This window comes from Pseudomonas sp. MS646, from assembly GCF_036693845.1.
Taxonomy (GTDB): Bacteria; Pseudomonadota; Gammaproteobacteria; order Pseudomonadales; family Pseudomonadaceae; genus Aquipseudomonas; species Aquipseudomonas chlororaphis_E.
This window is the reverse complement of sequence record NZ_CP144763.1, coordinates 1,531,565-1,543,803: the sequence shown is the minus strand read 5'-3', so window position 1 is coordinate 1,543,803 and position 12,239 is coordinate 1,531,565. Positions and strand designations below refer to the sequence as shown.

11 protein-coding genes, 1 tRNA gene and 1 pseudogene are annotated in these 12,239 nt (G+C 62.0%); 7 read left to right on the top strand and 6 right to left on the bottom strand.

The genetic code is table 11. The annotated features are described in order from the left end of the window. The first annotated feature begins 16 nt into the window (after positions 1-16). The 3 genes from V3H56_RS06855 (at position 17) to V3H56_RS06845 (ending at position 2,139) form a co-directional block, all read left to right on the top strand. Entirely contained in the window at positions 17-709 is a 693-nt protein-coding gene (locus V3H56_RS06855; RefSeq protein ID WP_123579521.1) for a pseudouridine synthase, read from the top strand. A gap of 311 nt (positions 710-1,020) precedes the next feature. Then, complete coding sequence (locus V3H56_RS06850; protein ID WP_042731453.1) at positions 1,021-1,905, top strand: alpha/beta hydrolase; 885 nt, start codon at positions 1,021-1,023, stop codon at positions 1,903-1,905. Between the two features lie 160 nt (positions 1,906-2,065). Beyond that, a tRNA-Gly gene (locus V3H56_RS06845) sits at positions 2,066-2,139 on the top strand. Positions 2,140-2,142: 3 nt separating this feature from the next. On the opposite strand, the gene V3H56_RS06840 is transcribed toward V3H56_RS06845, so the two are convergent. Next, positions 2,143-2,448, bottom strand: a complete 306-nt coding sequence (locus V3H56_RS06840) for a type II toxin-antitoxin system HicB family antitoxin (protein WP_338474379.1) — start codon at positions 2,446-2,448, stop codon at positions 2,143-2,145. A gap of 210 nt (positions 2,449-2,658) precedes the next feature. Between V3H56_RS06840 and V3H56_RS06835 the strand changes: the two genes are divergently transcribed. Beyond that, the gene (locus V3H56_RS06835) at positions 2,659-3,063 is read left to right on the top strand and encodes a low affinity iron permease family protein (RefSeq protein WP_042731455.1); all 405 of its coding nucleotides are present in this window, start codon (positions 2,659-2,661) and stop codon (positions 3,061-3,063) included. 91 nt (positions 3,064-3,154) lie between these two features. Here the strand turns inward: V3H56_RS06835 and V3H56_RS06830 are convergent, their stop codons facing one another. After that, complete coding sequence (locus V3H56_RS06830) at positions 3,155-3,658, bottom strand: DUF4142 domain-containing protein (protein ID WP_042731456.1); 504 nt, start codon at positions 3,656-3,658, stop codon at positions 3,155-3,157. A gap of 125 nt (positions 3,659-3,783) precedes the next feature. Continuing rightward, positions 3,784-5,133, bottom strand: coding sequence for a diguanylate cyclase (locus tag V3H56_RS06825; protein WP_338474378.1), 1,350 nt, complete (start codon positions 5,131-5,133; stop codon positions 3,784-3,786). A 326-nt stretch (positions 5,134-5,459) separates the two neighbouring features. Between V3H56_RS06825 and V3H56_RS06820 the strand changes: the two are divergent. Together V3H56_RS06820 and V3H56_RS06815 are read left to right on the top strand one after the other, a co-directional pair. Continuing rightward, positions 5,460-6,694: pseudogene (locus V3H56_RS06820) on the top strand (aminotransferase class I/II-fold pyridoxal phosphate-dependent enzyme). 13 nt (positions 6,695-6,707) lie between these two features. Beyond that, positions 6,708-7,871 carry an MFS transporter gene (locus V3H56_RS06815; protein WP_338474377.1) on the top strand — a complete coding sequence of 388 codons (1,164 nt, stop codon included), beginning with the start codon at positions 6,708-6,710 and terminating at the stop codon, positions 7,869-7,871. Here the strand turns inward: V3H56_RS06815 and yiaY are convergent. Next, on the bottom strand, positions 7,868-9,016 hold the full coding sequence (gene yiaY, locus V3H56_RS06810) for an L-threonine dehydrogenase (RefSeq protein ID WP_338474376.1): 1,149 nt from the start codon (positions 9,014-9,016) through the stop codon (positions 7,868-7,870). The two genes, V3H56_RS06815 and yiaY, sit on opposite strands and share 4 nt — an antisense overlap. A gap of 140 nt (positions 9,017-9,156) precedes the next feature. Here yiaY and V3H56_RS06805 point away from each other — a divergent pair, with 140 nt between their 5' ends. Then, positions 9,157-10,176: a DUF4917 family protein gene (locus V3H56_RS06805; protein ID WP_338474375.1), complete on the top strand. Its 1,020-nt coding sequence runs from the start codon at positions 9,157-9,159 to the stop codon at positions 10,174-10,176. A gap of 50 nt (positions 10,177-10,226) precedes the next feature. On the opposite strand, the gene V3H56_RS06800 is transcribed toward V3H56_RS06805, so the two are convergent. Together V3H56_RS06800 and V3H56_RS06795 are read right to left on the bottom strand one after the other, a co-directional pair. Beyond that, positions 10,227-10,808 carry a DJ-1/PfpI family protein gene (locus V3H56_RS06800; protein WP_047738499.1) on the bottom strand — a complete coding sequence of 194 codons (582 nt, stop codon included), beginning with the start codon at positions 10,806-10,808 and terminating at the stop codon, positions 10,227-10,229. 201 nt (positions 10,809-11,009) lie between these two features. Further along, on the bottom strand, positions 11,010-12,224 hold the full coding sequence (locus tag V3H56_RS06795; protein ID WP_047738497.1) for an SAM-dependent methyltransferase: 1,215 nt from the start codon (positions 12,222-12,224) through the stop codon (positions 11,010-11,012). Between the last annotated feature and the right edge of the window lie 15 nt (positions 12,225-12,239).

Here is a 12,239-nt window from a genome sequence, read left to right as displayed (position 1 = left end):
TGGCCTGAACTGCCCCATGCGCGTTGACCGCTTTCTCAGCAATCTACCCCGATTCAATCGCCAGCAGGCCCGCCTGTTACTGGTGGCGGGCCGGGTGCGGATCGACGGCCAGACCGTCACCGACCCGCACGCCCAGGTGCGTGAGTTCAGTCGTGTTGAAGTCGATGACGAGGTGCTGCAGGCGGGCCGACGTCCACGGTATTTCATGCTGCACAAGCCACCCGGCTGCGTCAGCGCCACCCGCGATCCGCAACACCCGACCGTGCTCGATTGGCTCGATGAACCTGACAAGGACGACCTGCACATCGCCGGGCGCCTGGACTTCAATACCACCGGCCTGATGCTGATCACCAATGACGGCAGTTGGTCGCGCCGCCTGACCCAACCGCAGACCAAGCTGCCCAAGGTCTATTACGTCGAAACCGAACAGCCGATCACCGCCGAGTACGCCGACACCTTCGCGCGGGGTCTGTATTTCGCCTTCGAAGACCTCACCACCCAACCGGCAGGGTTGACGCTGCTGGGGCCGACCACGGCGCGCCTGAGCATCGTCGAAGGGCGTTATCACCAGGTCAAGCGCATGTTCGGCCACTTCGACAATAAGGTGTTGCGCCTGCACCGCGAACGCATGGGCCCCCTGGTGCTGGACCCTGCTCTCGAACCGGGCCAGTACCGCGCCCTGGGCGCTGACGAGATCAGCCTGATCTGAGCCCATTACCGTCGGGCAGAAGTGTCGAACAATTTTCCAAGCGGTACTTGCACAACGGTCGTCCCCCTGCTTGAATCAAACCGTCGGCCGAAATGTGACCGATGAGTCACAACATACTTCCAAGAAACTTTTTGCCGGCCAGAGCCCCCAGGCTCCGCCGTATCCCTCCCGGCAAACTGCCCGCCTACAACAACACCCGTCGACCGCTTCAGTGGATCGACATGGGCCTTATCTTCCAGGCGTATGCCTACCTGTCACATTGCCCGTGCAATCTCATTGCGCGCATACCCGCTTGCCAGGAGTCTTATGACATGAGGCCAGAAATCGCTGTGCTGGATATACAAGGTCAGTATCGGGTTTACACGGAGTTCTATCGCGCAGACGCCGCACAAAAGACCATCATCATGGTCAACGGCTCGATGGCCACGACTGCGTCGTTTGCACAGACCGTCAAAAGCCTCCATCCGCAATTCAACGTTGTGTTGTACGACCAGCCCTATGCGGGTAAGTCAAAAGCGCACAACCGGCATGAAAGAATGCTCACCAAGGAGATCGAAGGGCAGATTCTCCTGGAACTGATCGACCACTTTGCCGCCGAGCATGTGCTGTCCTTTTCCTGGGGCGGCGCCGCCACGTTGAGCGCCCTGGCCCAGCGCCCACAGCGGATTGAAAAAGCGGTGATCAGTTCGTTCTCGCCGGTGCTCAACGCACCGATGCGCGACTACCTGGAGCGTGGCGTGGATTACCTGAGCAACCTGGACCGCGACCGGGTCGGCCACCTGGTCAACAGCACCATCGGCAAGCATTTGCCGCCGCTGTTCAAGCGCTTCAACTATCGCCATGTCAGCAGCCTGGCCGAGCATGAGTACGGCCAGATGCATTTCCACATCACTGACGTGCTCCAGAGCGACCCGCAGTGCTACGTCAACGCGGCGAGAAAAATCAACGTGCCGGTACTGTTCCTCAACGGCGAATGGGATGAATACACCTCGGCCGACGACGCCAGGCTTTTTGCCAACCATGTCCGGCACAGTACGTTCAGCACGGTGCAAGCCACCGGGCATTTCCTGGACATGGAACACAAGGCCGCCTGCCGCGACAGCCGCAACGCCGTGATGAACTTCCTCACGCCGACACACCGCGAAAGCCGTCCGCGCTACAGCTTCGTGCAGGACTACCATGCACTGGCAATCTGAAACGAGTCCTCGCGAGCAAGCCCCGCCCCGCGCCAACAAAACGGGGTTTGCCCGCGAAAGACCGCTTTGATCCAAGGCCTGCGTAGACGAGCGCACGCGCATCAGGCAAAGAAAAACTTCAAATCCCCGCCCACATCTGGTACAAAGTCAGCCGCTCTGAGCGGGTGTCGTATAATGGCATTACTCCAGCTTCCCAAGCTGATAACGAGGGTTCGATTCCCTTCACCCGCTCCACATTTACTTTCCCTGGATATCCAAGTCCGGGAATGCCTGCAACCCAAAGCGCTGAACCTGTTTTTCCTCAAGCGCACACTCCAGTGACATGAGATGGCCTGAATAAGGCTTCTGCGGTGCGCGCCCCAGCTTGGCGCACGTCTCCAGGTAGTCAGTCACCGCCTCCTTGAACGCCGCTCGAAGCTCGCTGACAGATTCGCCGTGAAACCCGACGACATCCTTGATCCCCGCGATATGGCCTACAAACAGACCGTCCTCGTCACTGTAGTCAATCCGAGCGGCGTAGCCTTGATAATTCATAACGTTCACGGGGTGACTCCTGTGGATAGCAGACACCTTCCGCTTGGCTTGTAGGCAGAATCCGAGAACTGCACATCACAACACCGGCTGGTTGTTATCAATTGATCGGCCCGGGGCCTCTCGCAAATAAACCTGTGGGAGCGGTGCAAATGTAAGCAGAATTTTCAACGCGTCGTTGCTGTCTCACCAGACAGGTGAATCCCATTAAGGAACACGGCAATGAACTTCGCAAAAATCGCACAGAAGCTGGCTCTATGGGCGGGAAGCCCGAAGACGTTCTTGGGCGCCATTGTATTACTGGCGCTTTGGGCGATCAGCGGACCCTTTTTCCAGTTCAACGACACCTGGCAGCTGATCATCAACACGTCGACGACGATCATCACCTTCCTGATGGTATTTCTGATTCAGAACACGCAGAACCGCGACACAGACATCTTGCACCTGAAGATCGATGAGTTGTTGCGAGCCACGGCGGAGGCGCAGAACGCGATGCTCGGTCTCGAATCGCTGGACCTCAAGCAACTGGAGGCATTGAGGAAGCACTACCAGACGATGGGCCAGGGCGAGGTCAAGAACCTTGAAGGCCTTGAGCAAAAAAGCAACGTTGACCTGAATCAGTGCTGATACGAAGACGCGAGGGGCGTGATGCCCCTCGCGTCTTCCCGGCCACCGTCAAGGCAATGGATGTCGCCCTCACGTCAAAAGGTGCAGCGGCTCAGCGGCTGGCTTGCAGCGCCCTGGCCATCTCCAGATGGGTTTGCAACTTGGGCAGGGTCTCATCGGCGAAGGCCTTGATCTCAGGCACTTCGGTGGTCTGGGCCTGCTCCTGGATCTGGGTAATGGCCTCCTCTGTGGCCTTGACCTGGCTGGCGGCATAGGCGGCCTCGAACGACTCGCCCTCCTGCACCTGCGGCATCAGGGTCTTGGCCTTGTCAGCCATTTCCTCCCGAGGCGCGACGGGCAAGTCGAGCTTCTTCGCGATCTTCGCCAGGTGTTGGTTGGCGGTAGTACGGTCGTTGATCACCATGATGGTGTAGTCCTTGACCTCCCTGGACTCAGCCTTGCCATGGGCCATGCGGCTGGCCTCGATGTCGGCCATGCCCTTGGCGGAAGCGTCGTTGATGAATTCGGCAGGCGATTGGGCCCAGGCACTGTTGGCACCCAGGCCCATCAACACGACGAGGCTGGTGGTGCGAAAAAAGGTGGCCATCCGGTTCATGGTCGCGCCCTCCTCAATTGAACATTCGGCAGCGGCCCCACCACGGGACCTGCCAGGGTTTCGAAAGGCAAAAGGGCTGAAAAGTTTGATTCAAGTGCCTCGCCGCGACGAACGGCGACCTACGCTCAGTGGCTGAATGCCCGATGGTTCTGACGCTTGGCGGCGTACATCGCCTCGTCGGCATGACGGAACAGCGCCACATCTTCGACCCCATGGTCGGGAAAACAAGCGACCCCGATGCTCGGCTCGATGCTCAGGCAATAGCCGTCCAGCCGCAGCGGCTGACTCAGCACCTGGCGGATTTTTTCCTGCACGCGGTGAGCATCGTCCAACGCTTGGATGCTATGAAGCAGCACCACGAACTCGTCCCCGCCGATGCGCGCCACGGTGTCGACATCCCGTATAAAGCCCTTGAGACGGCTGGCCACCGCTTGCAACAACAGGTCGCCTACACCGTGGCCGTAGGTGTCGTTGATCTGTTTGAAGCGATCGAGGTCGATGTACAGCAAGGCCATGCGCCCCGACACGGCACGGGCGCTGGCCAGTGCAGCCTTGAACCGGTCACGCAGCAATTCACGGTTAGGCACCTGGGTCAACTGATCGTATTGCGCCATGTGCTGCAACCGGGCATGCAATTGCTGGCGTTCGATGGCGATGGTGATTTGAGCGCAGACGTATTGCAGCAGGTCCTTGTCCTGCTCGGTGTAGCGCTCGTTGTCCGGGGCACTCTTGACGATCAGCGCCCCGATCGTGCCGTTCTGCGAGTTCAACGGCACACCGAGCCAACAGGGCGCGCCCGGCTGCGCCACGAGGTCGCAGAACCCCGACGGCAGTGAGCTGCAACCGGGCGTCAACAGGATCGGCTGGCCGCTGCGGATCACCTCGGCGCACAAACGCCCGGTCATCGTGCCGGGAAGCTCGGGCTGCTGCTCCAGGTCGTCGACGTGATAGGCGAAGTTCAACTGCGCGCATTGCTCGTCGTACAGCGCCACCGAAAAATTCAACGCCGGCAGCCATTCGCCGATGATCTGGTGGACGCGCTTGAACAGCGCCAACAGGTCCGCCGCCGCATGGGCGGCCTCGGAAATCGCATACAACGCCGCCTGGCGCGACTCTGCCAGCTTGCGCTCGGTGATGTCGCGCGCCACGGCGATCCGCAATTGGTCCACCGGCGACCAGCGCGCCGACCAGAGGATGTGCACCACCCGGCCATCCTTGTGCAGGTAGCGGTTCTCGAAATTGAGCTTGGGCTCCCCGTTCATGATCTCCCGCGCGGCCTCGAGGGTACGCTGGCGATCGGCGGGGTGCACGAGGTCGATCATCGCCTGCCCCATCAATTCCTGCGGGGTATAGCCGAAAATGCGCTCGCAGGCAGCACTGACAAACACGAAGCGCCCCTGGCCATCGACCGCGCACACGGCGTCCAGCATCAGGTCGATGTAACTGGCCAGCGGCGTGTGGCTTCGGGTGTCCATGGTGCTGGAGTCATCCGGGTGAGTGCAGCGGTAAAGGGGCGAAAGTCATGATGAGGATAGCGCAGGTGACCGAGGCGCAAGCCACGCCCCCCCATTAAAGAATAGAGCCCCCCAGCCCGCAGAGCATAACCTGCCGGCACCTCGCACTCGCAAATGGATTTGCCGTCCAGGTTCCTAGGCAAACTCCTACGCAGAAGTCTCCAGTAACACTCAAACATGCCGGAAACGACCGATTCAAAGCCTATGGCCCTGCGCTGTAAAGTCTGGAAACACGGCGACGAAACACGCCACGGACAGCGTCGTGAATCAAGGAATGTGATCGAACCATGAACCAGACTGCACACCCCACCCATCGCTTCACCCACTACCGTAAAGTCATTTCCCTCGCGGATCAGGATTGGCAATGCGCTGAAGCCGGAAAAATCTCAGGGCTCAATGTCGAGGTCAAGACGCCCAATGTCCTGGTCGACCAATATGGCCGTACCCTCCATCACTTCTGCACCACGTCCTACCTGGGGCTGGATTACCACCCGGCCTTGCTGGATGGCGCCATGACCGCCCTGTGGGAAACCGGGACCTTGCGAGTCGCCAACTCCAGGAACCGCTGCAAGCTGGCGATCCTTGCGCAGTACGAGACCCAATTGTCGGAGCTGTTCGGCGCCAGTTGCCTCAGTGCGCTGTCGTGCAGCGCGGCGAGTGCCGGAATCCTGCCGCTGCTGGCCAGCGGTGCCTTCTCGGACAATCGATCGCCCGTCATGGTGTTCGACAAGCTGGCCCATTATTCGATGAATCACATCAAGGCGGCCTGCGCCGATGAAACCCAGGTGCTCACCTGTGCGCACAACGACATGGACTTCATCGAGGACGTGTGCAAGCGCCAGCGCAACGTGGCGTACGTGGCCGACGGCGCCTACAGCATGGGCGGCCTCGCGGACCGGACAGCCTGATGTACCTCAAGCAACGGTACGGTCTGTTTCTCTACCTGGACGATTCTCATGCGCTGTCGGCCGTCGGGGAGCGCGGCATGGGCCTGGTCCGCTCGCGCCTGCCCGCCTTGGACGAGCGCACTCTGATCGTCGCTTCGCTGGCGAAATCCTTCGGGGCCAGCGGTGGGCTGGCGATGTTCGGCAGCGAACGGCACAAGGCGCTGGTGCAACGCTACGGTGGGCCGAGCAACTGGTCCCAGAGCTTGAACGCGGCAGCCATCGGTGCCGGCATGGCTTCGATTCGCCTGCACCACAGCCGCGAGCTCGGCAGCTTGCAGGAGCGTTTGCAGGCTAATATCCGCCTCTTCGACCGCCTCGTTCGTACCGAACAGCACGGCAGCCCCATGGCGATCCGACTGGTGCCTTGCGGTGAAACCACCCTGGCGAACAGCCTGGCGACCGAACTGGCCGAACGAGGGTACTTCACCTCGGCGGTCTTTTTCCCGGTGGTGCCCCAAGGCAAGGCTGCGATCCGTATTACCCTGCGCGCCGATATGGAGCCAAAGGTGATCAGCGAATTCTGCCAAGGCATCACTCAACTGCTGGCTGCCCACGGACGCGACATCCGCCCATGAAACGAGCCTCCTGATGAACAACCGCACCACCCTGATCGTCACCTGCACGACCGTGTTCCTGGCACAACTGGGCATGAGCATCTATTTGCCGGCCCTGCCTGACATCGCCCAGGCCCTGGGAACCGACGCCTCCCGGGTGTCCTGGGGCCTGGCGGCGTACCTGATCGGCATGGCCCTGCCGATGCTGTGGTGGGGGAGCCTGAGCCAGCGGCTGGGGCGCAAGGTGGTGTTGCTGGCGGCATTGGGGCTCTACGGCCTGAGCAACCTGGCCTTGCCGATGGGCAGCAACGCCGAGGCATTCCTGGCGATGAGGCTGATCCAGGGCATCGGCGCCAGCGGTATCTCGGTGATGGCACGGGTGCTGATTCGCGACAGTTTCAGCGGTGACCTGCTGGCCAAGGCCCTTTCATGGATATCCATCGCCTTCGTGGTGGCCCTCGGCATCGGTCAATACCTGGGCTCGTTGATCCAGGCTGCACTGGGTTGGGAGGCGATTTTCCAAGGGTTGGGCGCCACCAGCCTGGTCATGGCGGCGGCGGTCTCCCGGGCCAGGTTCCCGGTGGTGGCGCCGAGCCAGGACAGCCCATCGGCCTGGCGAATCTACGCCCGGATACTCAGGCACCGTCACTTTTTGCGACCGGCATTGGCCGGCGGGCTGGGTTACGGCGTGATCATTGCCTTCAATACCGCAGCGCCATTGATTCTGCAGGAAGGCTTTGACTGGTCGCCCATCGAATACGGGCTGCTGGGGTGGCCGATCAGCGCGGCGTACCTGCTCGGAGCGCTGACGGTCAATGCTTTCGTGCTGCGTACCGGCCAGCAGCGGATGATGGGCTGGGGCATTGCCCTGGTGTTGGCCGGCAGCACGATCATGTTGGTCAGCAGCCTGGCGCTGAGCCACGTCGCCTTGCTGTTCTGGCTGCCCTATTGTTTTGCGGTGTTCGGCCAGTCGGTCAACTACCCCATCAGCCTGTCCCTGGCCAACCAAGGCTCGCCGGTGGCCGGTGCCTATGCCATGGCGTTGAGCGGGTTCCTGCATCAACTGCTGGCTTCGGTGATCGGTGCCGTGGCCAGCCTGTTGCTGAGCCAACAGGCCTGGCCACTGGCGACGTTGTGCGCCTTGCTGGGTGTGGCGGCGATGGCCTGCGTGAGGTCCAGGCCGCCCCAGGGCGATTAGAACGCGCTGCGGAAGATTTCCTCGATCTGGCGCTGGTCCGCCGCTCGGGGGTTGGTCAGGCCGCAGGCGTCTTTCAGCGCATTGGAGGCCAGGACCGGTACGTCATTGAGGCGTACGCCCAATTCACGCAGGCCGGCGGGGATGTCCACGTCCTGGGCCAGGCTGCGGATCGCCGCGATGGCGGCCTGTGCGCCCTCTTCCGGGGTGGCCCTCGGCGCGTCGACGCCCATGGCCCGCCCCACCTCAGCCAGGCGAGCGGCGCACACCGTGGCATTGAAGCTCTGCACATGCGGCAACAGCACCGCGTTGCACACCCCGTGAGGCAAGTCGTAGAAGCCACCCAGTTGGTGGGCCATGGCGTGCACGAAACCCAGCGAAGCGTTGTTGAACGCCATCCCGGCGAGAAACTGTGCGTAGGCCATGTTCTCCCGCGCCGCCAGATCGCTGCCGTCGCGCACGGCCAGGCGCAGGTTGTTGCTGATCAGGGTGACGGCTTTCAGGGCACAGGCATCGGTGATCGGCGTGGCAGCGGTGGACACGTACGCCTCGACCGCATGGGTCAGCGCATCCATGCCGGTGGCCGCCGTCAGGCCCTTGGGCATCGCGACCATCAGCGCCGGGTCGTTCACCGACATCAATGGCGTCACGTTGCGATCGACGATCGCCATTTTCACGTGGCGCGTCTCGTCGGTGATGATGCAGAAGCGGGTCATCTCGCTGGCCGTGCCGGCGGTGGTGTTGATGGCGATCAGTGGCAGTTGCGGCTTGCTGGAACGGTCCACGCCTTCATAGTCACGGATCTGCCCGCCGTTGGTGGCGCAAAGGGCAATGCCCTTAGCGCAATCGTGGGGCGAACCTCCGCCGAGCGACACGACGAAGTCGCACCCGCTCTCCTTCAGCAGCCCCAGCCCAAGCTCGACGTTGGCAATGCTTGGATTGGGCTTGGCGCCGTCGAAAATCACCGCATCGACGTCCTGGACTGCCAGCAGCTCAGCCACCTTGCCGGCCACGCCGGCCTTCGCCAACCCAGCGTCGGTGACGATCAAGGCCTTGCGAAAACCGTAGTTGCGAATGGCGGTCATCGCCTCGTCGAGGCAACCCAGGCCCATGATGTTCACGGCTGGAATGAAAAAGGTGCTGCTCATGGGACACGCTCCTGGAAGAGACCGGATCGGTAGGGGCATACAGGATTGACCGATCAGTCACGGCGTTCCTTGATCTGGCTCAAGAGTTTGTCGTGATAAAGTCGCGCCCTGCCTTTGCCACGTTTTGGATGAGCTTCGCGATGACCGATTTCCACGAATACGACGCCCGGCTTGAAGATTGGGCGGCCCTGCAGGCCAGCACCGACTTCAGCGGCCTGCTGTTGGGCAATGGTGCCAGTCGCGCGGTGTGGGACGATTTCGGCTACGACTCACTGTTCGAAAACGCCCGCACCGTCGAGGAAAAGCCCCTGAGCCCGTCGGAGTTGAGTGTGTTCGATGCGATGCAGACGCGCAGCTTCGAGCAGGTGCTCGGCGCGCTCAAGACCACCAGCCGCATCAACAAGGCCCTGGCCGTCAGCTCCGCCGCCCCGCGCAACCGCTACTATGCGATCAAGGAAGCGCTGATCAATACCGTGCACGCGGTGCACATCCCGTGGCGACTGGTGCAGCCTTCCACGTTGGCGACGCTCAACCAGGCGTTGAGCCACTACCGCACGGTGTTCACCACCAACTACGACCTGCTCAATCACTGGGCGATCCAGCACGCGCCGGGCACCCTCACCGACCTGTTCACGGGCAGCGATCACCATTTCGACCTGAGCCAGGCGATCACCGACAAACCGCGCCTGCTGTACCTGCACGGCGGCCTGCACCTGGTGCGCAACCAGGACGGCATGGCGCGCAGGTTGAGTTCCACCGAAGGCACGTTGCTGGGCAGCTTCGCCATCAACAACACCCTCAAGACCCTCGACGATGTGCCGCTGTTCGTGAATGAAGGCCCGAGCCAGGACAAGCTCAAGACCATCCGCAGCTCCGACTACCTGTCATTCTGCTACGACCAGTTGCTGCATCACGGCGACAACCTGTGCCTGTTCGGCCATGCCCTCGGCGAGCAGGACCGGCACATCGTCGACGCCCTTCGCCTGGCGGCCCCCAAGGTCGTGGCGATCTCGATCTACCCGCGCAGCCAGGCGTTCATCCAGCACCAGAAGCGCCACTACGCCAACGTGTTCCAGGGGTTGGCGGTGGAGCTGCGGTTCTTCGACGCCAAGAGTCATCCCCTGGGCGATCCGAAGCTGGCGGTGCCGGTGGAGGTTTGACCGCCACCCCCCCATCGTGGCCTAGACGCTGGCGATGCCTGGCGACATGGCTATAACGTGATCGCCGTGCCCAGCAAGGTCAGGAACCCCGCCAGCCAGTTCGGATGTGCCGGCCAGGCCGGAGCGGTCGCCAGGTTGCCCTGGACATGGCCTTGAGTCACCGGAATGTCGATGTAGGTGCCTCCGGCCAGCCGCACTTCCGGGGCGCAGGCCGGGTAAGCACTGCATTCGCGACCTTCGAGGATGCCGGCGGCCGCCAGTAATTGCGCGCCGTGGCAAACCGCCGCGATCGGCTTGCCGGCCAGATCGAAATCCCGCACCAGTTGCAGCACCGTTTCATTCAGGCGCAGGTATTCCGGCGCACGCCCGCCCGGGATCAGCAATGCGTCGTAGTCGGCGGCGGCGACAGTGGCGAAGTCATGGTTGAGGGCAAACAGGTGCCCAGGCTTTTCGCTATAGGTCTGGTCACCTTCGAAATCGTGGATCGCCGTGCGCACCGTCTGCCCGGCGTTCTTGTCCGGGCACACCGCGTGCACGGTATGGCCGACCATCTGCAAGGCCTGGAACGGCACCATCACTTCATAGTCTTCGACGTAATCGCCGACCAGCATCAGGATTTTCTTGGCGGCCATGGTTGAGCTCCTTTGTATGCGAGAAGGGTGAACGCATTAAAGGTAGCCCGGTGGCCCGGCCGTGCAGCGCCAACCCGGCATTACCGGACGGGCTGCACGACGAGAGAGAAACAGGCCTGCTCGCGATGGCGGAGTATCAGCCCACGGCAATGGGGCTGATGTACCGCTTTCGCGAGCAAGCTCGCTCCCACAGGGGCGGCGTCAGAGGTGTCCATCCGCGCGCAGCAGGGTCTCCAGGCAATGCTCGGTGACGTGATAGAACGCCTTGAGTTCCTGGATCTTGCGCAGCAGTTCGGTCGTATCGATGGGTTCGGCGCGCTTGACCGCCAGGATCATCTTGTTCTTGTTGGTGTGTTCCAGGGAGATGAACTCGAACACCTTGGTTTCGTAGCCACAGGCTTCGAGGAACAGCGCCCGCAGGCTGTCGGTGACCATTTCCGCCTGCTGGCCCAGGTGCAGGCCGTATTGCAGCATGGGCTTGAGCAAGGCTGGGCTCTGGATCTGCAGGCGGATCTGTTTGTGGCAGCACGGCGAGCACATGATGATCGAGGCGCCGGAGCGAATGCCCATGTGGATCGCGTAGTCGGTGGCGATGTCACAGGCGTGCAAGGCGATCATCACGTCCACCGCGCTCGGCGCGACGCTGCGCACGTCACCGTGCTGGAAGCTCAGGCCCGGATGCTCCAGGCGCGCCGCCGCTTCGTTGCACAGCTTGACCATGTCTTCGCGCAGCTCGACACCGGTGACCACGCCCTCGGCCTGCAAGGTGTTGCGCAGGTAATCGTGGATGGCGAAGGTGAGGTAGCCCTTGCCCGAGCCGAAATCCGAGACCCGCACCGGCTTGTCCAGGGCCAGGGGCGAAGACGTCAGCGCATGGCTGAACACCTCGATGAACTTGTTGATCTGCTTCCACTTGCGCGACATCGCTGGGATCAGCTCGTGCTTGTGGTTGGTCACACCCAGGTCGGCAAGGAACGGCCGGCTCAGGTCGAGGAAGCGGTTCTTCTCGCGGTTGTGCTCGCCGGACGGCACCTCACGCAACTGCTGGGGCTTGCTCCTGAACAGCGAAGGCTTGCCCTTCTTGCTGTATTCCAGCTGCGCCTCGTCGGTGACCGCCAGCAGGTGCGCGTTCTTGAACGACGCCGGCAAGAGCGCAGCAACGGTGTCCACCCCTTCGGCCAACGGGAAGTTCTTGGTGATGTCGCGGGTCTTGTAGCGGTAGACGAAGGACAGGCACGGCTGCTCCTTGACCGTCAGCGGCTTGATGATCAACCGCTGGAGGTCCGCTTCATCCCCGACATGCTTGGCCAGTACCAGTTTGATGAAAGCGTTTTGCGCAAGGCTGGTGCGCAACAGCTCGATGAACTGGGCGTGATGATCCGGCGCGGGACGGGCGGGGGTGGCGGTAACGGACATGAACAAGCGGCCTCG

Excerpts from the sequence above, each read along its gene's own strand:
- V3H56_RS06855 (WP_123579521.1), top strand. The coding sequence starts at position 17 with ATGCGCGTTGACCGCTTTCTCAGCAATCTACCCCGATTCAATCGCCAG.
- V3H56_RS06795 (WP_047738497.1), bottom strand. The coding sequence starts at position 12,224 with ATGTCCGTTACCGCCACCCCCGCCCGTCCCGCGCCGGATCATCACGCC.
- V3H56_RS06835 (WP_042731455.1), top strand. The coding sequence starts at position 2,659 with ATGAACTTCGCAAAAATCGCACAGAAGCTGGCTCTATGGGCGGGAAGC.
- V3H56_RS06815 (WP_338474377.1), top strand. The coding sequence starts at position 6,708 with ATGAACAACCGCACCACCCTGATCGTCACCTGCACGACCGTGTTCCTG.
- V3H56_RS06825 (WP_338474378.1), bottom strand. The coding sequence starts at position 5,133 with ATGGACACCCGAAGCCACACGCCGCTGGCCAGTTACATCGACCTGATG.
- V3H56_RS06805 (WP_338474375.1), top strand. The coding sequence starts at position 9,157 with ATGACCGATTTCCACGAATACGACGCCCGGCTTGAAGATTGGGCGGCC.
- V3H56_RS06830 (WP_042731456.1), bottom strand. The coding sequence starts at position 3,658 with ATGAACCGGATGGCCACCTTTTTTCGCACCACCAGCCTCGTCGTGTTG.
- yiaY (WP_338474376.1), bottom strand. The coding sequence starts at position 9,016 with ATGAGCAGCACCTTTTTCATTCCAGCCGTGAACATCATGGGCCTGGGT.
- V3H56_RS06850 (WP_042731453.1), top strand. The coding sequence starts at position 1,021 with ATGAGGCCAGAAATCGCTGTGCTGGATATACAAGGTCAGTATCGGGTT.
- V3H56_RS06800 (WP_047738499.1), bottom strand. The coding sequence starts at position 10,808 with ATGGCCGCCAAGAAAATCCTGATGCTGGTCGGCGATTACGTCGAAGAC.